Consider the following 23,037-nt stretch of genomic DNA (forward strand, 5'->3'; position numbering starts at 1 on the left):
AGTAACGAATAGATATACGGAATAGTAAGCGTACATAGGAATGGTAAAAAAGGAGCGGAGCATGTGGAATCTTCGAATCGAGAGTCGGATGAAATCAAACTTGTGATTGGGGCGGGGGAGTACAATAACAATCCAGGTTGGATTCATACTCAAGAAGAAGAATTAGATGTATTGGACGAATCTTCTTGGCAAAACCGTTTTGCTATACATTCAATCAATGCAATTTTAGCCGAACATGTATGGGAACATCTTACGTATGAAGAAGGAGTGGCCGCAGCGAAGCTGTGCCATCACTATTTAAAGCCTTTAGGGTATATTCGCTGTGCGGTACCAGATGGATATTTTCCAGATGAGTCGTATCGACAGATTGTACAAGTCGGTGGACCTGGTCCGAAAAATCATCCGGCGGCGAGTCACAAGATTGTCCATACATATCAATCCATCATCAGTCTGTTTGAAACAGCTGGCTATGAAGTGAAATTACTTGAATACTGCGATGAGAATGGAAAATTCCATCAACAGGATTGGGATGGAGAGGATGGCGTCATCTTTCGGTCCAAGAAGTATGATCCTCGAAATCAAGGAGATGAGCTTGTTTTCCCTTCTTTAATCATTGATGCCATCAAACCGGAGTGAGGTTGAAGGAACAAAGAATTGTACAATTGATTACTAAAAAGGGAATAGATAAATAAATAAGGGTCGAGCGAAAGGGAGTGAACGCGATGAAAACATTCGAGATTGAGTTCCATTTGGTCAATGAAGAAGTGCTGACGTATATGGTTGAGGCAGATACACGATATGAGGCGTTGGAGTCGATTTTTCAAGCGTTTCGACATGCGGGTGATGGATTCGTACAGTTTGAGGACGAGTTGATTGTGATGTTGGATCATGTGGCGTATGTGAAGGCGTTTGAAGTAGACTAAATATACTATTGATGGAGGAGGTTGTATTTTGGAAAATGAACTGACTAGGAGTGTTCGAGCAAAAGGATTTGAAGATTTATACTTCATTTCATTATCAGGAAAAATTATATCTAAGAAAAATGGCTACGTAAGAGTAGCAAAAGGAAATCCTTATAACTTTACTTATGTTCATCTCTGCAAAAATGGTGAAAGAGAATTATTTAAGACGTATGATTTGTGGAAGGAAGCTTTTGGTCATGATTTCAATTCTTCAGAATATAAAGGGAAAAAATAAAATTCTGCATACGTATAATTAAAATAGTACTTAAATCAAAAAATGAAAAAACACGCGCCAAAAATTTGACGCGTGTTTTTTCATTTCATTGGTGGAACTTGAACATGATGAAATTCTTGATTACTCAATTCCGCATCACTAATTTTGAATTGTCCAACAGCGAGACAGTGAGCTTTTTTCAAACTGCGCAAATCATCTAAAGATATGGTACCAATGCGATTTGCAATTACTTTTAATTCGCTATCGGCAGGCGCGAAGTAGATTTTAGTACCCGCATTGTCTAAAATGGCAAGTTCTTCTTTGTCGAAGTTACTAAATGATTGTGTGGCGAACCAAGCTGACCAGCCAAATTTGCGACCTTCTCGAAGAATTTTTGCCGACGGAGAATCATCACGGAAAGATAAGTTTTGTGCCTCATCTAAAATAACAGGCATCGGCTTATCTTTAGATCCTGATAGTGAGTAGTACCATAGGTCCCAAAGGATAAACTCTGCCAGCAATTTTTTAATCTCGTCTTGGTCATATCCTTCAAGTTGAATAACGGTAACCCCGTTACTCTCAAAAATTTTACTCCAGTCATTATCCGATTCATAGTCAAACGGATCCATGTCAACCATCTGGGTTAGTCGACTAATGACAGATTGGATTGTTGATTTTGATGATGTTTCTAGATTTTCGAGTTCTTCAATGAGAAGTTCCATTCGCATGTCTTCTCCGTATTTTTCAATACCATTTTTAGTTGCCATATAAATCGCATTTTTCTGTTGATCGCCTAAACCTCTATATACAGAGGCGAAAACTGCAGCTACTCTTCTAGCAACTTCAACAATTTTTTCAGGCTCTTTCCGACCACTTATTTCTTTTTCTCTCCGTTTAAAAGGGTTTAAAGGGAAAGATTCATGATACACAATGCGTTCTGTCAATTTTTCGCCCATTCGATTTACAAATGTTTCATCGAGCTGGCTTAGTGTGTAACTATTCGAATAATCAATTACCAATGCGGATTGATTTTGTTCGACCAACTGCAATAGAAGAGACTGTACAAAATAGGTTTTTCCTTGACCTGATCGACCACCGATTAGGAGATGTCGATTGGATAGTCGTGGATGCCCGTATTCCCAATAATAGTCTTGATTCAATTCACTACCTAGATGCAATCTAACCTGTTCTAGACTAACAACGTTTGGAGTTACAAGTTCAAGGTCAGGCTGAGTGAGTGGGGCAATCTTTAAATCAGGTTCAACAACAGTATGATTTTCGTCTTCAGGTAAGTTCCTTCTGTCCTCTAGTTCATCTGTTGATTTTTGTTGTTCTGTCGAATCAGCAGGTGAAGCAAAGGCTTCATTTTTGAAAGTTGGAGCTAAAGATTTTTCCTTTTTGGAAGATTCAAGTGAATCTAAAGACTGAGTAAGTGCTTCATAACCGTGTTGTTCAGGTAACTCTAGTATTACGACACCTTGACTTCTGGAGTGACGTACAGACTCTGAATGCTTTTTAAATGAGACAAGAACACCATTTCCGAATTTTGCTTTTTTTTCATCAACGATTATAAAATCATCGTTCATCAACCGATCAATTAGCTCTGCACTTAAACGAAAATCTTTACTAGGCCAAATTTCATTTTCTTGCATTTTTTTTGCATTGTTGATGAAGAGTCTAACGAAATAATTTCGTAAGAATTTAGCGTCAAAAGTAGTTAAATCGAGTAGATGGTCATTTAGTCGAGCTTTCAATTCTGTGATTTGTGAAATACCTTTTGAGATGACGCTGTTGTCATTTATTCCAATTTTAACTTCGACCGGGAATAAATGTACCTTTAATTGTGTTTGATCTATTTCTAGTCCAATCATCAATAAATCATCGCTGCAATTTCCTTTTCGACCAATTGTCTTTCCTGAAAATAGACCAGCACGTTTACTAAGTTTCACATTGCCTGTAACACGCACGACTTCTTCCATAGAAATTGGTACCCAAATCGTGTTTTTTTCATTAAAAAGCAATAGTGTTTCTTTAATTGCTGAAACAATACTCATCTTTTCTCGTTTATCGTATCCTCTTCCTTGGACAGCTCGAAGTAACCATTCTCCGTTAAACGTGTTGAAAGCACGAATTGTTTCTTCTGTCTGTTCTTGTGTGGATGTCACACCCTGAGAGTTAACAAATTCCTCAATCACATTAAAATATTGTTTTGATTTGTCAGTTACAGTGATGGCATCATATCCATTTGTTGATGAGTATTGGTCGCTGTAATGTACAATGATTAAATTGTCTGAAGACGATTTAAAGAAATCTAATCCGACAGGTGGATCAATAAACGTTACCCAATGTGAGGCGCTATAAATTTTTTCGAGTTCGTCTTTATCAGCAACATCGATGTGCATTGTCAATGAAACATCTTTCATATAAGAACTGTGTCCACCGTCTTTCATGTTGGCTGTAAGTTCATTATAAAGTGAGCCGAATTTTGTCATAAGACTTCTGTTAATGTCGGCTCCTTTTGTACCGAATCCAACGCGGTATCCGGTATCATCACTTTGAACCGATGATACGGTAGTGAATAAACCGTCTAAGTTCATGCTATTTGATAAATCACGCATCGGTTGTGTAACGATTCTCGATTCATTTCCCATTTTATAAAATGAAATATGAGAATAGAGGATTGATTCCTCTAAGTCTAACTTTCGATAAAGGATAGACTGTTGAAGAACATGTAAAACATCATCTATTTCGAAGTCATCAATAGATAAGTCGATACCGAATTCCTCTTTTAATTGTTCAGCAGTCTCTATCTCGTTTAATGTATCAAAAGCACTTAACCCAGAAGCGTTTGGTAGATATAGAGACACCTCAAGTGGTTTGATGTTTTCGAGAACACCTTTCGAAGAAATTTGATTTTTGAACCAAGAAATAACTCCTTTTAAAATTTCTTCATCATTTGTGATATTGATAACATTGATACAGAGCGGAGCCGAATTTTGTATTGAGAATAAATAGTCATAATGATCAGTGAAGTGGGTCATTTTCTCTTCTACAACTTTTGCTAAGTAAGAGTTTGTTTCACCTATGCTTACTTTTTCTCTAATCACGTATTCATGCCATTCAGGTAATGGAGAATAATCCGTTGGCTTCAGCAGCATTTCATGTACATTAAACGCATAAGGCAATGTATAGCTCGCTTTTAATTTTTTTAAAATATTCGAATCGATATCTTCAGAACCTAAATTCGAGTTCACTTGCCATTGATAAGCAATGTTCAACGGTGAGAATGGAGTTAATAATAAACCGTCAATCGTCTCCATTTGTCCTAAACGGTATAGGTTTCGTTGTTGTACAGTCATTAAAGACTGAGCTTTAATTTTTTCAATTTCAGACAGGTAGTTGTTTATAAAATCAAAGGCAGCTGACTGTACTTGGTCATCGTAATACATGAGTGAAGGGATTGTTCCCTTACTCTTAACCGTGTTTAAAAATAAATCATAACTCGTTTCTACGGCGCTTGGTAACTCTAAAGGTATGCTCTCGAAAGTATCATCGGAAAGTTGCTTTGCATACCGTACATGCTCATCTAACCAATCTTGTTCCATTTTAAAGAAGTTTCGGTCTATTGATTTGGTAGAGTAAGTGCGTTGACCATTATGGATGGTTTTGTAATCTGAGTCGATTAAAAACGATGTTTCATCTTTTCTCTTTCTAGTCCAAATACTAACACCATCTAAAGGAGTAGTTTTTAACATCTCGTCTTTAATAGCTAGTGGGACCTCAACTTCATCAATCATTACAGAGAATCGAACGCGAGATTCTCCTTCATCAAGAGCATTCAAAGGAAGAGTGATGACATCATTATGTCCAATCTTAATCGCTTCTGATGAACCAACAACAACATCATTTATTTGTCCCGAACCGTCCCCGAGTTCAACTAAATGATGGCCATCAAGTATTAAGCGAATCGCTTGTTGATTTTTAGGTGTCGTATCAATCAAATATCGTGATTGATACGGATTTAAAAACTCAGGCGACAGTGGAACAACTGCAATATTAAATAAATAAGTAGTGGAAGTCTGACCTTCATGTTTGTAGCGTACCCGTGAGAAAGTAACTTGGGTAGAATTGTTTTCAATCGTAGTAATAAGAGAATGTCCAGAACTTACGGTTGATTTTGCACTTTTATTGTCCAAAAATTGCTTCGACGTAAAACGGTCAAAAGGAAGATGGATTTGAACTGTGTCTGCTTCTTGTGTAGAAAAGACGATGATGTGCCAAGTTCTTTGACCTGATTTAGTTTCAGACTGTGGGCGTTTCCAAAAATGTGAAGTTGATAATTTAGAGCCGTCTGTTTTTGCAATCATTTTTTCGGATATGAATTGAATATCTCGATTTGATTTTGCTTTCTCTTCCCATTCTTTCAATACAGTGTAATCAGCTTGTTGCCAAGTATCCTCTTTTAATTTTGTGGCCCCGTTATCAAATCGCTCTTCTAGTTTTTCACGAGTGTTTCCTAACGTGAAGTAACGTACAACATCTTCGAATAATTCGTGATTTTCTGATAAGCGATTCTCGATTTGTCGGTTTATCTTTTTCCATGAAGCTGACCCAACATTTTTTTCATCTCGTTCACGAATAAGCGAACTTAGGTCGCCATCTTGAAAGTACTGTAATGAGGTATAGTCATCCGAATCAAGCGTATCTTTGTGTAAAAGACCTAAAATATCGATGAAATCTAGAAATGAACCATTCGTAATCTGTTTTTGTTGATTACGACGTTTTAAATAATCGGCGATAATCATTTGTTCAGATTTCGATAAATCACTACTTGCCAATTGTTGATCTAAATGTTGAATGATTTTGCTAATGTGCAATGGACGACCTTCAGAAGTCAAGTCGATACTTCCACCCCGGATAGAGTCATTTAAATTATCAGTCAGAATCATTAAGGAAGTATTCGACCATTGCCCGCTTTGTTCACTCATTTCATTTCTCAGAGTAACGAGATAATCAATATCTGTATCAAGCGAACTTGCTATTACTAATTTTCCTGTAGAAAAGTTAAGTGAATTGGTAACATAATTTTCTTTTCCGAATGGATGTTTATATGTGAAGGTTTCAGAAACGCTTAAACCTGAAAGTGCATCATACATTTCTTTTACATCTTGTTTTGTCGGAAGATAGACGTAATAACGATCTGTTCTATTTTGTTGAATCTCATGTTTAAAGAATTGTAATAATTGTTGTGTGATAAATTCATAAAATTGATTTGACATACTGTGCATCCCCGCTATCACTTTTCTTTTCCAAATAGTTTAGTTTATCCAATAGCCCAACAATTTCTTCTTTTGAGTGATGATCAAAGAATAGTCCTCTTAATTCAAGTTCACTCCAAAGCCTATTCAATTCAATCTTGTCCTGTTTAATTGAGCAAGCTATAAGAGTCAATAATTGTTCTTGATTTACGGCAAGTAATGAGCCAAGTGAACCACCATGTTTTCTATAGAATTTTAATAGAAAGACGTCAAGTGCGGCAGGATATCGAGACTTTAACTCTTTATTCAATCCAATTGAGATTGCTTCGGCTAAGTCTCTAAAGGCTTCATCTAACGTGCTGTCAGCATTGTATTGTGGGGTTTCGATACCTTTATGCTGCGTATAGAAATTATTCATCCAATAATAGAGTGATTGAATATAATTTTTCTTTGAATCCTCACCAGCTGCAGTTAGTAATTCATCAATATGATGATAATATAAGTTTTTTTGTGACTGAAGTGCTGGTGTTTGAGAAACGATATTCAGTGCATGCTCATGTTTGTAAAAATCCTTCACCTGTTCTTTTAACAATCGATAGCCGTTCGTATAACTTGTACGCCAGCGGGCTGCCTTTTCCCATTCCATTAAAAAATAGAGCGGAATGAGTTTGTCATTATCAAATTTTGTAAATCGATTAGTTTGAAGAACAGTCTGGGACATCAAGATAAACGTATATTGAATGAATAGATGATTTAAATTGTCTAAGAAGAATTTTGGATTTGTGGATAAATGAATTAAATCTTCTTTAAATTGTTCTTTTAAACGTGGGAACAAACATGAATAAGGACTATTGAATGTAGACTTATTCGTCGAGCGAGAACTTCGAAAAATTTGTGTCAGAAGATCATCATTGTTTTCATCTAAAAACAGTGGTGAAAGAAATTCTTCATTTCCTTCAATCAACGTGCCATAGACATAGTTAATGAAATCGATTTGACCATTCCTCTCTTTTTTCTCACTTAAAGTGAGTAGAGGAAGTTGCGACAAACTAGAAATCTCTGTTTCTTCGATTTTACGTTGCTGACTCTTGATAAAATATTTGAACCATTCACTCGTTTCTTCGGAATCAAATTTTCCAATCGACAGGATGTGATTCTCGTCCAACTTAGGATGTTCAGGAATGAGCGGTTCATTAGATAACAATCTCACGATACCGCCAGTTATTGGCCAGAAGCCGCTTTCGAACTTTGCTCGTTCCGGTTCACGTGTAGGTAAAGGTAATACAAATGTATTTTTTCTACGTGAATAACGATAGCCTTTATTTTGAATCAGAAATGACTCGAGAAGTTTCCAGTCTAATTCGTAATTTTTTACATCTTGAGTATTTATCATATTACTGCTTCACCTTTCTAACTTCGAACTTTGATTTGCTGAACTTTGGTTTAGATAATTCCACCATCGAACCATCATGAGTGGAGACTAGTAGAATTGATTTTGATTTATCTGTATATCGGATGAGTTCATCATAAAAGTCAATAAACTGCACAGCATCTCTTAAGTCATTACGATTTGGCCGATATCCATGCTGTATTTTCACCAGTAAGTTATACAATTTATAGTCAAGATCAAAAAGAATCTCCTTCCCATTTACGTCAAAACCGATTCGTATAAATGGACTGAAGCGATAAAAAGCGTCATCTTTAGTTTCAGCACTATCAAAGAGGCGTTGGTCTACGATTTCTTCCGCTTGGAATGGATATGCCACGCGATATTCATTATTTGTGCTGTCAATAAAGAGATAATTTTCTCGCGGAGATCCTTTCCATAAATAAATGACACTACGAATGAGTTCAAATAACGATTCGATATTCTCACCATCACCAAGGTAGTACGCCTTTACATATTGTAAAAAATTCATATAGGACTGATCGACTTCTTTTGGATTTAGGAGTGAGTAGCTACGCACTAGAAATGTTCCCAAAGTATTTAGTTTACTTTCGTTTTCTGGTGAATGATGTATGAAACTATATACGTCTCCAATCTCTTTTAATTCATTCTTAGCAATTTCTTGAGGATGCTGTGACAGCACATACTTAGTGATTAATTCATCAAAGTAAGGGATACGGAATGAAATCGGATCATTTTGATGTAATGAACTTAGAATATTAGAGCGATCAGGATGACCAAAAATCAGATTAGGTAATGCTGCTTCCGGTCTCTCACGGTCGAGATTTAAGTCCGATGGAACTAAGATATCGAAAATGAAATTGTAAAATGCACGAGTAGAAATAATGAGTTTTTCTTTTATCATGGCTTGAATGATTACATTGACAACAGATTCACGTACAGATGAATTAGATAAGAAATCATAGTTGTCATGCACAATAGAGCGATGACCATGATTTGTATCTTCTAGATATGCAGTATAAAACGGGTTTTCATTTGATTCAGAAACGATTTTCTCGAGAATGCTAGTGAAAAAGAAAGAGTGGGCCCCTTCTTCACCAACACTATATGTTTGAAAACCTGCGATATTCAAGAGATGGATAGAATCTAAAGAGTAGACGATATGCTCTCCATGTCCAAAAATGTCTGATGCATCGATAAACTTTCTGAGTGAGTCATATCGGTTTTCAGACTCGGCAAAACTATAGAAATTGTGTAGTACACCTAGGTTGATGGCAATCAATAGATGTTTTGTATTTGAGTCTTGTCTGTAGAAAGATGACATGACATTATCTAAAGTTTCGATTGAACTCTTAGATGGATCAAATGACTCGGTTGAATCGTTATGAATTCTAACGTTAGTGACCAAGTCCGGATATTTTTCTTTTACATAAGCGAGCAAATGACTTTTCCCGTCCCCAACACTACCGCTCAATAAAATCAGTTGAGGAGTTGATTCCGCATTAATTTTTTCTAATGTTTCAAGAAGAGAGTTTTGAATCGGACGATTGATGTGCATATACTCTCGAAACAAACCAAAGCTGTCAGCGTTAACGACTGACTCTTTAGAAGATGACTGGAGCATTCGTAAACGTTCTAATAAAATACTAGTTTCCAATTCAGTTGATGGTTGGGATGGTTCATCAATATGTTCATGAACCGACTCATCCATTTCGATTTCTTCATTCATTTCCTCTTCTTCATTTTTTGCTGAAAAATCATTTTTTATATAAAATTCCTCAGAAGTTTGCTGTCTTTGTGCACTATCGGATTCGTATAGAGAATTAGGGGGCATCATGAATACATCTGAAGTTTCAACGATAGTATCAGTCATATTCTCATTGAAAGAGTCATCAAAGGACTCTTGAGATTCTTGTAGAAATACTTCTGTTAGTGCAATTAATTTTTCGAATGCCTCCATTGTCTCTGTTTTCAATAAGTTACGTTTCGTATATAAATCACTTATTTCTATGTAACGGTGGGCCCACTTCAATTCTTTCATAGAAGCGTTCAGTTCAACTTTAAGTTTTTGCCAACCGTGTTTGATAACATGTCGAGCAAAGTATCGTTCCGAGAGAGCGGGACGCCCGGTTTTTTTAGCTAACATATACATTCGCTTCAAAGTTAACGATTGAAAAATACCATCTAAGTAAACCATGGCCTCTGTGGGTGAATCAGTCATCCACTTACTAAATTCATCGTAAGTGAATTTGGTATCTTCATCCGGTACTAGATTTGTAACTAAAAATGACCAATTCTTATGGGTATTCATTGTTAATTTCCTTCCTACACAACATGATATTTTACAAACATTGTAACAAAATATAGAATCATAATCATCGATTCTGATCATTTAATGGGGACCATAACTAAAAAAGTATTGGGTATTATTCTTAGAGTGATTTATACCTATGCATTTACTAAAATGTAAATAGATGATTGAGAGGAGATATGACATGATTTATAACAAATTAGTAAGAGACAACATCCCTGAAATCATTCACGAATCAGGAAAAATCCCGATTGTGAAGCAACTTACTCAAGCCGAACACTTCGAGCAATCACGATTGAAACTCTACGAAGAAATCAAAGAGTATGAAGAAACGAACATTGATGAAGAGTCTCTAGAAGAGTTAGCTGACATTTTGGAGTTGGTCTATGCTCTCGGAAATATGCATGGGGCAGACTTTGATGAATTGAACCGAATTCGTGAAGAGAAACGCCAAAAACGTGGCGGTTTTGAAAAGGGTCTATTTTTAGAAGAGGTCCTCGATCATGAGTGATTTACGACTCCATACGAGCAATCTAGGCACCCCTTTACAAGAACACATAGACGCGGCGACTGAAATTTATATGGTCGTCGCGTTTGCACAAGTGTCGGGGGTGAAGGAATTATTTACTTCATTAATACGTGCGAGTGAACGAGGTGCTCAAATCAGAATCTTGGTAGGAGACTATCTGTACCTCACCAATCCTGATGCGCTGGATATGCTATTACAAATACCGAATGTTGAGCTCCGGCTATACCGCTCAAAAGGGAGGTCGTTCCATCCAAAGGCGTATTTGTTCCGTACAATAGAAAGCGGTACGTTTTTTGTAGGTTCCTCGAATTTGTCGCATAGTGCGCTAAATCATGGTGTGGAATGGAATGTTGAAATTCCTTCGAATGTATCAGAGGAAGTGTTTGAAGAGTCAGTCGCTGCGTTCCATGAATTATTTTATAGTGAATATGCGCAAATGATGAATCCAGTCTCGTTACAGCCTTATCGCGAAGAGTATGAAGCGCGAAAGGATCGAATGAAAGAATTGGAGGTCGCTGAACATTCTCCCGTCTACATAGAAGATGATTCGATTACCCCGACGTCTGTCCAAGACGCAGCGTTATTGGCACTCCGAGAAACGATGGCGGAAGGTCGGAAAAAGGCGATGCTCGTCTTGGCGACAGGATTAGGGAAAACGTATTTGAGTGCATTTTTTGCACGACAATTCAAACGTGTCCTTTTCGTCGCACATCAAAGAGAACTTTTGTTACAAGCAGAAAAGTCATTCCTCAATGTGGCGAATGACTGGAAGACCGGGTTACTACTCGGTGGTGAATCAAGAAATCAAGATACTGCTGACGTCGTGTTCGCCTCGATTCAAACGTTAGCTTCGAAACAAAGAATGGAGCAATATGACCCGGAGCAATTCGATTTGATAATCGTGGATGAGTTCCATCATTCGGCTGCTCCTTCCTACCGTCGGGTGCTAGATTATTTTCAACCGAAGTTCTTACTCGGTTTGACTGCAACGCCTGACCGTTTAGACGGAGGAGACGTATATGCACTTTGTGATGATAACGTTGCTTTCCAGATGCACTTTACGGAAGCAATTGAAGAATCGTTTTTAACCCCGTTTCATTACGTTGGAATCTATGATGAAATCGACTACTCTCAGATTCGTCTGATCAATGGACGTCGTTATGATCAAGAAGAGTTATTGGCAGAACAGTTAAAAGAAAGTGTTGCCGAGAAGATATATATGGCTTGGTCAGAGCATCATCAATCGAGAGCACTTGGCTTTTGTTCTTCCGTTATACAAGCTGAATATTTGGCTGATTATTTCAGGAGGCAAGGAGTACAAGCAGTAGCACTTCATAGTCAGGCCGAGTATGATCGAACGGAAGTAATTGCCCAATTAAAGCAAGGACAATTGGACATCATTTTTGCAGTGAATCTATTTAATGAAGGTGTCGATATCCCTGAAATCGATACGCTATTGTTCTGTCGTCCGACAGAATCATTGACAGTGTTCACCCAGCAAATCGGACGAGGACTACGTCTATCAAAAGGAAAGACACATTGTACGATTATCGATTTGATTGGGAACTATAAAAACATTGATAAGAAACTGGCTTTGTTGACGACTAGCCGACAAGATACAGTGAATTCCTTACCAACTACGATTGATCTACCTTCGTCATGTACAATTGAGTTTGATTTACAAACTGTTGACCTACTGAAGAAAATGGTGACACGTTCCTCGACGCGTCAGCAATTACTTGAACAAAATTATTTCATGGTGAAAGAAGAAATGGGTAGACGCCCAAGCTACATGGAATTAACCCAACGAGGAGAATACTCTATAGATGCGTATCGTTCCGAATGGAGAAAGCTTGGTGGGTTCTTCGGATTCTTGCATAAACTCGAAGAACTAAGTGAGGAAGAAACGATACTATACAGTGATGTGAAGTCGCTTCTCGTCGAGGTGGAATACACGAGCATGACCAAAAGCTATAAAATGATTGTACTTTCAATTATGCTAAAACGGGGAGAAGAGAATTGGTACAAGCCACTTAAAGCATCTGAAGCCGCTCTTCCTTTTTATGATTACATTAAAAAAGAACCATATCGTCAGCAGATTGATGGAAAGACAAAAGACTTTCAGCAACCATTCCATCAACAAAGAATTGAAAAATTATTGTTACGAATGCCATTCGATAAAATTGCCAAAGGACCGTTTTATGTAGAAGATGAAACTCTGCATATTGAATTCAATGAAGCGTTCCGCAATCTAACCGTTTATGAATGGGTTAAACAGATTGTAGATGTTCGATTGCATTACTACTTTAGTCGGAAAGCGAAAGGATGAGTATGCTGAACGATAAAATAACTATCAACTCATCAGAGATTGCTATACAGTCTTTTTGTAACTTTATTGATGGTTTTGCGCGTCAAGGTACATATAAAATGAATGTCATACAAATCATGCTCAACAGAGGATATGAAGATTGGTTTCACCCGTTATCAGCTGATGTGATCGCAAAAGAATACTATGATTTGGTAAGGAAGCAAAGTGAAGAACATTCTTTAAATGGCATCGCTAAAATATTTCAAGAATCATTTTCACAGAAGGAAATAGAAAGTCATCTAAATTCGCTACCGTTTAAAGCCTTGACGACAGAATCACGAAGAACAGGTAAATCACCATTTGAGAATTCAAATGGGAAACTCATTGTCAGAGAAGAGTACTGCATTCCGACTAAACAAGCGCATGCTGCTATTCAATTAGCAGTTGAAAACAAATTAGAAGACTACTTTGAAATGAAACAGAAGTAGAAAGGTGGGGTAATATGAAACGCCTATTACTACGCAAAATCCAATTCGCCCTCCAATACCATGGTGGGACGGCATCTTTAAAAGATATTTATGCATATGTCGAAAAATCGTATTATCAACTCGAGCTCGATCGCTATAAAGATTGGAAAGGGCACGTCAATAAACAGATTCGTGCGCATTCCAGTGATTCAGCGAGCTTTACCGGGAAAGAAGACCTCTTTTATTCCACAGGAAATAAAGGCATTTGGGGCCTCAGACAATCCAATAACTAACGAAAGCGGGACCAATTTCACTTGGTTCCGCTTTCAATGTTTACAAAACATCACACCCTATTGTCACATAATGTTCATTCCTGTACACTTCGATATTGTGTGCTAAAAATTATGTTAGGGGTTAGTTAATGGAACTTGTACAGCAATTATCTCAAATGCAACTGATCAACCAATTCTGGTTGCTTATGGCCTTCGTCATTCCAATGGTCATTTTATCTCGTATGGTCGTGGCTGGGACGCGCTTCTCGCCGATCCTCGTCATCGTCATCTTCGGTCTCGGTCTCGGATTCGGTATGGTCGAGCTCGGTATCGCGACGCCGGGTCTTCCTGAATTCCCACTCGTCGACTTCTTGTCACGGACGACAATCATCGCCTTGGTCGTTTCGTTCTTCGTCGGTGGACAAGAACTTCGTAAAATCTTGAGTAAACAAGAGCTCGACATGGAGGACATCGTCGTTCCTTCTAAAGAAGAGATGTTCCTCGGGACAGGACGTACGCAGTTCATCTTCATCCTCCGTTCGTTCTTCTTGCTCGTCGGTTTGGAAGGGTTCTTCCGTATGGCAATCGAGCCAGGTACGGCAGAAGGGATCGCGCTTTACTACCCAATCCTCGCACTTCTCGGTCTTGCGGTGTCGTTCTTACTCATCGACCATAAAGCACAGATTCAGGACAAGAAAGTATACATGCAAAAAGGTGTCATCGAGACAGTCCTCTTGCTTGTCATCTTGTTCGTCTCGTTCTTAATTGCGACAGCGGTTCAGCCGATTATCGCATTGCCGCAAATCTTCTTCGCGATGTTGATTTCGTCAGCACTCGGTGCCATCTTCCATAACTGGACGTATGGACCGACTGTCCGCGCGCTTCTCTTCGCAGGGATTCCGGTCGTCTTGGCTGCCAACTTCATGGTTGGAGGTTCACGAATTGGTGACGCGTTCGCCATCGAAGGCATGAACTCGATTCTCGTGTACGGTTTCTTCGGACAGTTGTTCTGGATGTTCGGTGGAATCGCACTCATCATGTGGTTCGCTCGTACGGGTCACATCCGTAACCTCGCGCCAGGTATGGCGGGGTCACTTTCACACAGTGGTCTCACAGGAGCATGTACGGCTGGGGACTTCGGTCAAGTGGCAGCGAAACGTGCGCCAATCATGATCAACATCCCGTTCTTCGGACACATCTTCGTCTTCTCGATCCTCGCAGTTAGTGCCGACAACGGCGCGCTCTGGATCTGGCCAACGATGATCATCGTCTTGGTCGGACTCGCGCTCACGGCGCTTTCGTTGAAAAACTTGCGTGCGGCGAACGGGGAAGACTTCAAAGAAGTCAAAGCTCTTATGCAGTTCTCGTTCGGATGGCAGATGATGGCCGTCTTCGGTGGTCTCGTCATCTTGACGTTCAGCACGATTGCATTTGATTACACGACGATGGCACAATCGTCAGCGATCTCGCACTTCGGCTTGTTTGCAGCGGTTCAAGGTGGTATGTTCGGAACGGAAGCGTCGCTTCTCATCCCGCTCATCTTCTCGATGCCGTTCCTCGTGCACCCGATCGTCTTCTACATGTTCGGTAAAGCACTCGACAACAATGGCGAAATGCCACGTGTACCGGTATATGCGATGGCACTCGTCGGTGTCGTCGGTGTATCTGCAGCGATTTTCGTCTTATAATACGATTCCGCTCTGACTTCGGTCAGGGCGGTTTTTTGATGAATTCGGAATGACAAAAAAGCGTCCGACCTTTTCTCAGGTCGAACGCTTTTTCTGTCATCACATAATCATCGACAACAACGTCAAGATGGCGAGCCCACCTTGTGTCAGGATAATCTTCTTGTCACTCATGATACTGCCATATAGGGCAACGAGAATGATATAAATCAGAATCATGGTGACAATCTCGACTGGATTAGGGGTGAGGTAGAGTCCGTACAAGAGCCCGACTCCGATCAATCCATTATAGACGCCTTGATTTTTGAACAAAACCGACACCGAGTCTCTCGTCAGTTCGTCTCTCGACATGCGGAAGACGCGCGACGTCGAGGAAGAGGCCGTCGCAATCGTCTCTAAATAGAAGATATAGAAGAATTCGATGGCGACAAGCGTTCCGAGCACAAGGGTGAGCGTCGACATATTAGTTGACCGCTGCTACTTGCACGACAGGTTTCGCTGACACGTAGTTCGCGACGTTTTGTGCGAAGTTAATGAGAACCGGGTTTTGATTGTGTTGCTCGAGAGCAGATTGGTCTTCCCAATTCTCGATCATGACGAAACGGTTCTCGACAGACGTTGACTCGTATAGGTCATATCCGACGCAGCCCGCTTCTTGTTTTGATGAGTCGATTAAAACTTGGATGTCACGCAAGAAGTTCTCGCGTTGTGATGCTTGAATATCGAATGTGGCGTTGACTAAGATCATAGTTGATTCCTCCGATTGTTTAATAAATTATTTGAATGAAGTGACTGTTTGAGCATCAAGGCGAACTGATTCGTAACCTTCTTCTGCCGCTTTCCCGACAGACAAGATCATGACTGGTACGTAACGATCTTTATCGAGACCGAACGCTTCTGCAAGTTGGTCTTTCTCGAAACCACCGATTGGGTTCGTGTCATAACCGTGTGCACGGGCTGTGAGCATGAATTGCATCGCTGCGAGACTCGCATCGATTTTCACGATGTCGTTCATCTCTTGTTTCGAGAGGTTTTTGTAGTAAGGGATGATTGCACCGAGTTGTTGGTCACGCACTTCTTGTGGCATTTTGCCTTCTGCGACCGCTTGATCGTAGATTTGCTCGCCGTACTCGTAGCATTCCATGTCTCCGAAGATGAGGAGCATCGCTGCAGACGAATCGTTTTGACGTGTGTTGAAGCGGATGAGCGGCTTGAGCGTCTCTTTCGCTTCTGGGCTTTCGACGACGACGAAGCGCCATGGTTGCATGTTGACCGATGATGGAGCCGTTGTTGCTTCTTGGATCATCTCGAGCATCTCTTCTTGGGAGATTTTCACGTTCTCGTCATAGACACGGATTGATTTACGACCGAACATGACGTCTGTAAATGTATTGTTTTCGAATGTAGTTGCCATTGGTGAATTCCTTCTTTCTCTGTTTAGGCGTGACTGTTCAATTTTTGAAGCAGCCCGGATAAGTGTTGAATCTCTTCAGCGGACAAGGCTTGTAAGAGGAGATGGTTGGCTCGTTCGTCTCGCTCGCAGTGTCCGAGGTCTTGCTCTGCTTTCTCTGTCACACGGACGAACATCTCGCGATGGTTCTCCGCGTTCCGCTCTCTGACGACATACCCTTTCTCTTCAAGGATTTTCAAATGTCGGGTGATGGCGGCATTGTCGATTTTCATTTCTTCTTTAATCACGCGTTGCGAACAAACGCCTCGTTCTTTGACGACTTGTAACATCTCGTAGCGGGTCAGGCTGAATCCTGTCTCCCGTTCGAACGACGATGCGACGTTTTGTTCCGCTAACTTGATTTGGTAAAGTAATCGGCTGATTTCACGTAGGTCCATTGCGTCCCACCTTTCTCAATTGACTTATCAATCGTTGACTTGTCAAACGATACAACGTTTCTAATCGCCTGTAAAGTCAAACGCTCAAAAAAAGACGACATCAAATTATCGTGTCGTCTCCTCTTCGATGGGGGTGCCATCAAATCGATATTCTGTCGTGAATGTCGTCTCGTCGAATCCATACATTCGGTCGTAGGCATTCAAGTCCTCGATCGTCCGCACATCGAGGAAGGACGGGTCGATGTCAGACGCTTTGCGCGTGAACATCATATATCGTTCCGTGTAGTCATCATTGCCACCTGGCTTCCCGTCGAACGAGAAGTGAATCCAATAGACATCGGATTCCACTTCGCGTATGACATCGAGAATCCGTTGTTTCTGTTCGTCCGTATTGTTCCAGTCTTCATGAAACATGATCGAGACGTCGAGATACGTCTTCGGATTCGTTTCATAGATAGACGTCGGGGTCGGGCTTACTTTTGCTTGCGCATCATCGGACACTCCGGTCGGTACTTCCGCACGGACCGTCTCTTCCTCTTTTAAAATTCCTTGCGATACGAGGCGCTCGTGAATCGTCCGCTCTGCCTCGCGTTCCCAATACGTCTCGAGCACATTGTCATGGATCGAGCCGTCACCATATGTCTCGATAAAATATTTGCCGGCGAACGGTTCTTTCGTCAATGTCATTTCTCCGATATAACCGCCCATATGCCAGTCGCGTGACAGCTCGATGTCGGGTTGTTCACTGTACGTTTCCTTCACGTACGCGCTGTATGCCTCACGCGCCTCTGATTTTTCATGTGTCGTATATACGTAGAGTCCGCCAGCGAGAAGCCCTCCGACCATGGCTACTATAAATCGTTTTTTCATCACTTTTTCACCTCTACCCCAATGTACCTGATACGACGAAGAGAAACCTCGGTCCAAAGTCTTATTCAAATCATTTCCATTTCCCTGTAAACTAAAAGTGCCCTCAAAGAACTATTGTAATTGCGTGTACTAATACATATAATACACTTAAAGAGTATCATTGACTATGAGAGGGTGTGACCCATGTTATACAAAATTGATATGAAAAGTTCAGAACCGCTATATGAACAAATCATCAATCAAACGAAAGAGCTCGTCATCCGGGGGATTTTACGGCCTGGAGACAAAGTCATGTCCGTGCGCGAACTCGCCACCGACCTCGTCATCAATCCGAATACGGTCAGTAAGGCGTACCAGGAGTTAGAACGGCTCGGTCTACTCGAGATGCGACGTGGACGTGGAACGTTCGTCTCCGAGGACTGGGTGGACGATGATGCGGCACGTGAACCGGTCATTGCCTCGATCAAAAAGATTGCGATTGATTGTCACTATGCGAATGTGCCATTGAACGAAGCCATTGACGTATTACGGACGGAATATGAGAAAGTAGGGAAAACCAATGCTGAAAGTTGAACAGTTAAGTAAACAAATCGACCGTCAGACGATTCTCGACGGCATCGACTTCACGGTCGAATCAGGAGAAATCATCGCGCTCGTCGGTCGTAACGGTGCCGGTAAGACAACGCTTCTCCGGACGATGGTCGGCATCATCCGCCCAGATCAGGGAGATGTACTCTATGGTTCGAAAAGTATCTTTAAAGATGCGGGATTGAAGCGTGACGTCATCTTCGTACCGGATTCAGCCGACGCGCTCAAAAATTATACGGTGAACGAGGCGACGGACTTGTATGAGTCGATCTATCCGTCATTCAACCGTACCGTCTTTCGTGAGACATTGACGCGATACAACATCGACAACAAAAAGATTCGCCAACTTTCAAAAGGACAAAAGGCACTCGTCACGTTATCGCTCGCTTTCGCCGTCCAAGCGAAATACTATCTGCTCGACGAACCGACGGACGGTTTGGACGTCGTCGCCAAATCTGACGTGTTGAAACTGATGATTGCCCAAGTCGAGAATCGGGACTGTTCGATTATTGTCTCGAGTCACCAACTGCATGAACTCGAACGCATCGCTGACCGCATCATCATGATTGAGAACGGACGTGTCAAAGCGATCTTGTCGCTCGAAGAGGCGCGTGCCCTCAGCATCAAGTGGCAAGTCGTGTTCAATGACCATGTCCCGGTCGAACTGCTCGAACGAAAAGATATCGAAATCATCAACGTGACAGGACGTGTCGTGCTGTTCATGGCAAAAGAACGGACGGAAGAGCTCGAAGCGTTCATCGATTCATACAATCCGATGCTGATCGAAGAGATTCCGATGTCTCTTGAAGACGTATTCCGTGTTCAGTTAGGAGGAGAAGCCCATGCTGTCTAAAGTATTGTTAAAAAAAGATTGGAAACAAGTATCACTGCTTTGGATCCTGCTCGTCTTCTTAGGTGTCGTCGCCTTCACAGTGCCGGCTTGGACACAATTCGAGCAGTTTGATGAACAGATTAAAGATGCACGAGCGAATTCTGTAGATTACGGTATCCCGTTTGAAGAACGAGATCGCCTGACGGTTGAGTCCTTCTTCGATGCCGATTCAAGCATCGCCTACTATATTGGGGATATTGGAAGTGTGATTCCTCTCGGTCCCGTTGTATTTTTGTTTGTCGTGTTTAGTGCGCTCATGGCCACCTCGCTCATTGGAGCCGAACGCAACAGTCAAATGTCGGATTTTTCGATGTCGCTTCCGTTCACCCGGACCCAGCAGTACATATCAAAATGGGTATTGGGGGCAAGTGGGATTGTCATGTCTACGCTGTTAGGAAGTATCGCGATGTTTACACTGATCGCCACTTCCCGTTATTCCTTCTTATTAGAAGGGACCGTCTTAAAATCGGTCGTGATTGTCCTGTACATCGCCTTGATTGGCATCTCGTTATTCTCGTTGGCTTTATGGATGGGGTCATTCGGAGGGGAATCGATTTCTCAAGCGGCATGGTCGTTTGTCGCCCTGATATTCCCGTTAGGCATCATTGCACTAATCCAAGGTTCGGCTTATGTGTTTACGAGTTTAGAGGGACTAAGTTCATGGCTGGATTCCCTATACAATGGTGTATTTATCCAAGTCGTTTCGCCCCTTGGAAACTTAGCGAATCTGACTTTATATGAATTCGTCCAATCTGACAGCGAATGGCAAGATTTCATCTCAATTAGCATCCCATCGTCCATCGCCTTCATCGCTTTGTCATTCTGGTTAGGAATTTGGATGTATAATCGTGCGCCACAAGAAAACAACGGTCGCTTCTTCATGTTCAACAACTGGTTATGGCTCGTTCACATCATCATCGTTGGATGTATCGCGATGTTCACAGGAATTATGTTCACAACGTTCACGTATGAAGCGAATAGCGTGTTATATATGATTGGCTTTGTGATCGGAGCGTTCTTAGCACACTTACTCGCCAAGCGCTTGCTTTACCGTTTCAACTTGAGACTCAAATCGTAAGGAGGGACACCTATGAAACGCTTCTGTCTGTTGCTCGTACTCATTCTTTCGTTAGCTGGATGCACGAATCCAGATACACCGACGGCATTTGAATACAAAGGGTCGAAAGTCGGAGATCACAATGCAGTCATTGGAATTGCCGGGAGTTTGCCTTTACATGAATGCTATCAATCAGTAGAGCTGCAGACGAAGAAGCGTCCATATGGGTTGACCGTCCGTTACGAAGACCCGGGGATGGAGCGAGCGGAACAGGAACGTCTTGCGATTCGGAATGCGGCTGCCTATTTCACCCTCATCCCGAACGCCGAGATTGTCCGCTTCGCATTCCCGAACCGGACGTATGCCTTCTCCCGACCGGAGATGGAGGCATGGTTCGAGACAGACTTCGCAAACATTCGTCATGAAAAAGAATTGCAACAACTCATGAATCAGAAGCTTGAAAAACTAGAGTCGACAGATTCCTATTTCAGGCGAGTTTGACAGCGATTGGATGACAAATCCAATCGCTTTTTTGATATTTTCTGAAAATTATCGGGTAAAGGGTAGATGAAAGCGTTTTCTTAGCATTATAATGGAATTAACTGAATGAGTATTCATTTCCAAGGAGGAACAGCGATGAACAAACCGTGGTTACAAGATTATCCAGAAGGTATGCCCCAATCGATTGATTATGAGGTAAAACCGCTCTACGAGGCATTGTCTCGCGCAGCGAAGGATTTTCCGAATCGTACGGCCGTCTCTTTTATCGGGAAAGAGTGGACGTATGCTGAGATTGATGACGCCGCACGTCGACTCGCCACGATGCTTCAAGCGAAAGGTCTCGAAAAAGGGGACCGTGTCAGCCTCATGCTTCCGAACTGCCCTCAGTACGTCATTTCTTTCTATGCGGTCTTGTACGCCGGTGGGACGGTCGTCCAAACGAACCCGCTTTATACGGAGCGAGAGCTCGAAAACCTCGTAACGGATGCAGGCGTCAAACTAGTCATCACCCTCGATTTGTTATATCCGAAAACGCTTCGCGTCAGTGAGAAGACGGAGATTCAGACCGTGATCACGACGAGCATCGCTGACTACTTACCGTTCCCCAAAAATAAACTGTACCCAATCAAAGTGAAGCGCGAGAACAATATCGTGATCGATACGACCGGCTCGACGCCGTTTAAAGACTACAAAGACTTCAATCCGGTCACGCCACTCGACATCGATCCGAAAGAAGATGTCTCGGTTCTGCAATATACAGGAGGGACGACGGGTCTTCCGAAAGGGGTCATGTTGACTCACTTCAACTTGACGGCGAATGCGGACCAGATTACGAACTTATTCTATAAATACAATCGTGGAGACGAAAAGCGTGTATTGTGCGTCGTGCCGTTCTTCCACGTGTATGGGATGTCATGCTGTCTAAACTTCGGGGTCACGAACGGTTATGAACTCGTCCTTGTCCCACGCTTCGACGTGACAGATGTCTTGAAGACGATTCAAAAGAAAAAGCCGCATTTCTTCCCAGGTGCCCCGACGATGTATGTCGGAATCTTAAACGATCCGAAATTGAAAAAGTATGATTTGTCTTCAATCGAGGCGTGTATCTCAGGTTCGGCCCCACTTCCGATCGAGGTGCAAGAAGAATTTGAAAAAATCACGGGTGGTCGAATCGTGGAAGGGTACGGCTTATCTGAGACATCCCCGGTCACACATGCGAACTTTTTATGGGATAAACGGATTGTCGGCTCAATCGGCGCGCCGCTCTCGGATACTTCTGCTAAAATAGTGATGGCAGACGGAGAGACGGAGGCAGAGATTGGTGAGATTGGCGAAATCATGTTGAGTGGTCCGCAAGTCATGAAGGGCTATTGGCAAAAACCTGAGGAGACGGCAGCTGTCTTAAAAGATGGGTGGCTCGCGACGGGTGACCTCGGGTACATGGGAGAGGACGGCTTCTTCTATATCGTCGATCGGAAGAAAGATATGATTATCGCGGGGGGCTTCAATATTTATCCGCGTGAGATTGAAGAGATTCTTTACGAGCACCCGGCCGTCAAAGAGGCGGTCTGCATCGGTGTGCCGGACCCATATCGTGGCGAGACGGTGAAAGCATTTATCGTGCTTCGTGATGGGTCGAACGTGACGGAAGAAGAACTTGACAAACATTGCCGTGAGAAGCTTGCGGCCTATAAAGTGCCGAAGTTATATGAGTTCCGTGATGAGTTACCGAAGACGTTTGTCGGGAAGATTCTACGCCGTGTCCTCGTCGATGAAGAGAAGGCAAAACAAGTGAAACAAAGCAGTTGACACCAAGCGTAGGCATGATAGAATAATAAATGAATGAACCATCATTCATTTTTCTGCA

The 23,037-nt window shown here is 41.7% G+C and carries 21 protein-coding genes; 13 read left to right on the top strand and 8 right to left on the bottom strand.

Annotated elements, in window-relative coordinates; translation table 11 throughout:
* The first annotated feature begins 63 nt into the window (after window positions 1–63).
* From KNO94_RS08795 to KNO94_RS08805, 3 genes are all read left to right on the top strand, one after another.
* Window positions 64–636, top strand: a complete 573-nt coding sequence (locus KNO94_RS08795; RefSeq protein ID WP_214778958.1) for a class I SAM-dependent methyltransferase — start codon at window positions 64–66, stop codon at window positions 634–636.
* Between the two features lie 86 nt (window positions 637–722).
* Entirely contained in the window at window positions 723–923 is a 201-nt protein-coding gene (locus tag KNO94_RS08800) for a hypothetical protein (protein WP_214778960.1), read from the top strand.
* A gap of 28 nt (window positions 924–951) precedes the next feature.
* Window positions 952–1,197, top strand: coding sequence for a 3-ketosteroid-delta-1-dehydrogenase (locus KNO94_RS08805; protein ID WP_244150748.1), 246 nt, complete (start codon window positions 952–954; stop codon window positions 1,195–1,197).
* 80 nt (window positions 1,198–1,277) lie between these two features.
* On the opposite strand, the gene dptH is transcribed toward KNO94_RS08805, so the two are convergent.
* From dptH to dptF, 3 genes are read right to left on the bottom strand one after another with little or no spacing between them, the layout of a single operon-like run.
* Window positions 1,278–6,455 (bottom strand): DNA phosphorothioation-dependent restriction protein DptH, encoded by a 5,178-nt coding sequence (gene dptH / locus KNO94_RS08810; protein WP_214778963.1) that lies wholly within the window; start codon window positions 6,453–6,455, stop codon window positions 1,278–1,280.
* Window positions 6,436–7,827: a DNA phosphorothioation-dependent restriction protein DptG gene (gene dptG / locus KNO94_RS08815; RefSeq protein ID WP_214778965.1), complete on the bottom strand. Its 1,392-nt coding sequence runs from the start codon at window positions 7,825–7,827 to the stop codon at window positions 6,436–6,438. The genes dptH and dptG overlap by 20 nt, the downstream gene beginning before the upstream one ends.
* A gap of 1 nt (window position 7,828) precedes the next feature.
* Entirely contained in the window at window positions 7,829–10,153 is a 2,325-nt protein-coding gene (gene dptF, locus KNO94_RS08820; protein WP_214778967.1) for a DNA phosphorothioation-dependent restriction protein DptF, read from the bottom strand.
* A gap of 184 nt (window positions 10,154–10,337) precedes the next feature.
* On the opposite strand from dptF, the gene KNO94_RS08825 reads away from it, so the two are divergent.
* From KNO94_RS08825 to KNO94_RS08845, 5 genes are all read left to right on the top strand, one after another.
* A complete protein-coding gene (locus tag KNO94_RS08825) occupies window positions 10,338–10,664 on the top strand; it encodes a nucleoside triphosphate pyrophosphohydrolase (protein ID WP_214778969.1) in 327 nt (108 codons plus the stop codon).
* The gene (locus KNO94_RS08830) at window positions 10,657–13,011 is read left to right on the top strand and encodes a DEAD/DEAH box helicase family protein (protein ID WP_251125894.1); all 2,355 of its coding nucleotides are present in this window, start codon (window positions 10,657–10,659) and stop codon (window positions 13,009–13,011) included. The genes KNO94_RS08825 and KNO94_RS08830 overlap by 8 nt, the downstream gene beginning before the upstream one ends.
* Window positions 13,012–13,013: 2 nt before the next feature.
* A complete protein-coding gene (locus KNO94_RS08835) occupies window positions 13,014–13,478 on the top strand; it encodes a hypothetical protein (protein WP_214778971.1) in 465 nt (154 codons plus the stop codon).
* Between the two features lie 14 nt (window positions 13,479–13,492).
* The gene (locus KNO94_RS08840) at window positions 13,493–13,750 is read left to right on the top strand and encodes a hypothetical protein (protein ID WP_214778973.1); all 258 of its coding nucleotides are present in this window, start codon (window positions 13,493–13,495) and stop codon (window positions 13,748–13,750) included.
* Between the two features lie 128 nt (window positions 13,751–13,878).
* The gene (locus tag KNO94_RS08845) at window positions 13,879–15,417 is read left to right on the top strand and encodes a hypothetical protein (protein WP_047795532.1); all 1,539 of its coding nucleotides are present in this window, start codon (window positions 13,879–13,881) and stop codon (window positions 15,415–15,417) included.
* 99 nt (window positions 15,418–15,516) lie between these two features.
* Here KNO94_RS08845 and KNO94_RS08850 read toward each other — a convergent pair whose 3' ends face one another.
* The 5 genes from KNO94_RS08850 to KNO94_RS08870 form a co-directional block, all read right to left on the bottom strand.
* On the bottom strand, window positions 15,517–15,876 hold the full coding sequence (locus tag KNO94_RS08850) for a DUF1304 domain-containing protein (protein WP_214778975.1): 360 nt from the start codon (window positions 15,874–15,876) through the stop codon (window positions 15,517–15,519).
* A 1-nt stretch (window position 15,877) separates the two neighbouring features.
* Entirely contained in the window at window positions 15,878–16,162 is a 285-nt protein-coding gene (locus KNO94_RS08855; protein ID WP_214778978.1) for a putative quinol monooxygenase, read from the bottom strand.
* Between the two features lie 27 nt (window positions 16,163–16,189).
* Complete coding sequence (locus KNO94_RS08860) at window positions 16,190–16,828, bottom strand: nitroreductase family protein (protein WP_214778980.1); 639 nt, start codon at window positions 16,826–16,828, stop codon at window positions 16,190–16,192.
* A gap of 23 nt (window positions 16,829–16,851) precedes the next feature.
* Window positions 16,852–17,262, bottom strand: coding sequence for a MarR family winged helix-turn-helix transcriptional regulator (locus KNO94_RS08865; protein WP_214778982.1), 411 nt, complete (start codon window positions 17,260–17,262; stop codon window positions 16,852–16,854).
* Window positions 17,263–17,367: 105 nt separating this feature from the next.
* Window positions 17,368–18,132, bottom strand: a complete 765-nt coding sequence (locus tag KNO94_RS08870) for a hypothetical protein (RefSeq protein ID WP_251125895.1) — start codon at window positions 18,130–18,132, stop codon at window positions 17,368–17,370.
* A gap of 183 nt (window positions 18,133–18,315) precedes the next feature.
* Between KNO94_RS08870 and KNO94_RS08875 the strand changes: the two genes are divergently transcribed.
* The 5 genes from KNO94_RS08875 to KNO94_RS08895 all read left to right on the top strand — a co-directional run bounded on the left by KNO94_RS08875 (window position 18,316) and on the right by KNO94_RS08895 (window position 22,979).
* Window positions 18,316–18,705, top strand: coding sequence for a GntR family transcriptional regulator (locus KNO94_RS08875; RefSeq protein ID WP_214778986.1), 390 nt, complete (start codon window positions 18,316–18,318; stop codon window positions 18,703–18,705).
* The gene (locus KNO94_RS08880; RefSeq protein ID WP_214778987.1) at window positions 18,692–19,573 is read left to right on the top strand and encodes an ABC transporter ATP-binding protein; all 882 of its coding nucleotides are present in this window, start codon (window positions 18,692–18,694) and stop codon (window positions 19,571–19,573) included. The genes KNO94_RS08875 and KNO94_RS08880 overlap by 14 nt, the downstream gene beginning before the upstream one ends.
* A complete protein-coding gene (locus KNO94_RS08885; RefSeq protein ID WP_214778989.1) occupies window positions 19,563–20,690 on the top strand; it encodes an ABC transporter permease subunit in 1,128 nt (375 codons plus the stop codon). The genes KNO94_RS08880 and KNO94_RS08885 overlap by 11 nt, the downstream gene beginning before the upstream one ends.
* Window positions 20,691–20,702: 12 nt before the next feature.
* Complete coding sequence (locus KNO94_RS08890) at window positions 20,703–21,170, top strand: DUF4825 domain-containing protein (protein WP_214778991.1); 468 nt, start codon at window positions 20,703–20,705, stop codon at window positions 21,168–21,170.
* A gap of 135 nt (window positions 21,171–21,305) precedes the next feature.
* Entirely contained in the window at window positions 21,306–22,979 is a 1,674-nt protein-coding gene (locus tag KNO94_RS08895; protein WP_214778993.1) for an AMP-binding protein, read from the top strand.
* The last annotated feature ends 58 nt before the right edge of the window (window positions 22,980–23,037 follow it).

Source organism: Exiguobacterium sp. s22, assembly GCF_018617455.1.
Classification (GTDB): Bacteria; Bacillota; Bacilli; order Exiguobacteriales; family Exiguobacteriaceae; genus Exiguobacterium.

Bases quoted from the DNA above. Each gene is read 5' to 3' on its own strand.
- KNO94_RS08800 (WP_214778960.1), top strand. From the start codon at position 723: ATGAAAACATTCGAGATTGAGTTCCATTTGGTCAATGAAGAAGTGCTG.
- dptH (WP_214778963.1), bottom strand. From the start codon at position 6,455: ATGTCAAATCAATTTTATGAATTTATCACACAACAATTATTACAATTC.
- dptG (WP_214778965.1), bottom strand. From the start codon at position 7,827: ATGATAAATACTCAAGATGTAAAAAATTACGAATTAGACTGGAAACTT.
- dptF (WP_214778967.1), bottom strand. From the start codon at position 10,153: ATGAATACCCATAAGAATTGGTCATTTTTAGTTACAAATCTAGTACCG.
- KNO94_RS08825 (WP_214778969.1), top strand. From the start codon at position 10,338: ATGATTTATAACAAATTAGTAAGAGACAACATCCCTGAAATCATTCAC.
- KNO94_RS08830 (WP_251125894.1), top strand. From the start codon at position 10,657: ATGAGTGATTTACGACTCCATACGAGCAATCTAGGCACCCCTTTACAA.
- KNO94_RS08835 (WP_214778971.1), top strand. From the start codon at position 13,014: ATGCTGAACGATAAAATAACTATCAACTCATCAGAGATTGCTATACAG.
- KNO94_RS08840 (WP_214778973.1), top strand. From the start codon at position 13,493: ATGAAACGCCTATTACTACGCAAAATCCAATTCGCCCTCCAATACCAT.
- KNO94_RS08845 (WP_047795532.1), top strand. From the start codon at position 13,879: ATGGAACTTGTACAGCAATTATCTCAAATGCAACTGATCAACCAATTC.
- KNO94_RS08850 (WP_214778975.1), bottom strand. From the start codon at position 15,876: ATGTCGACGCTCACCCTTGTGCTCGGAACGCTTGTCGCCATCGAATTC.
- KNO94_RS08855 (WP_214778978.1), bottom strand. From the start codon at position 16,162: ATGATCTTAGTCAACGCCACATTCGATATTCAAGCATCACAACGCGAG.
- KNO94_RS08860 (WP_214778980.1), bottom strand. From the start codon at position 16,828: ATGGCAACTACATTCGAAAACAATACATTTACAGACGTCATGTTCGGT.
- KNO94_RS08865 (WP_214778982.1), bottom strand. From the start codon at position 17,262: ATGGACCTACGTGAAATCAGCCGATTACTTTACCAAATCAAGTTAGCG.
- KNO94_RS08870 (WP_251125895.1), bottom strand. From the start codon at position 18,132: ATGAAAAAACGATTTATAGTAGCCATGGTCGGAGGGCTTCTCGCTGGC.
- KNO94_RS08875 (WP_214778986.1), top strand. From the start codon at position 18,316: ATGTTATACAAAATTGATATGAAAAGTTCAGAACCGCTATATGAACAA.
- KNO94_RS08880 (WP_214778987.1), top strand. From the start codon at position 18,692: ATGCTGAAAGTTGAACAGTTAAGTAAACAAATCGACCGTCAGACGATT.
- KNO94_RS08885 (WP_214778989.1), top strand. From the start codon at position 19,563: ATGCTGTCTAAAGTATTGTTAAAAAAAGATTGGAAACAAGTATCACTG.
- KNO94_RS08890 (WP_214778991.1), top strand. From the start codon at position 20,703: ATGAAACGCTTCTGTCTGTTGCTCGTACTCATTCTTTCGTTAGCTGGA.
- KNO94_RS08895 (WP_214778993.1), top strand. From the start codon at position 21,306: ATGAACAAACCGTGGTTACAAGATTATCCAGAAGGTATGCCCCAATCG.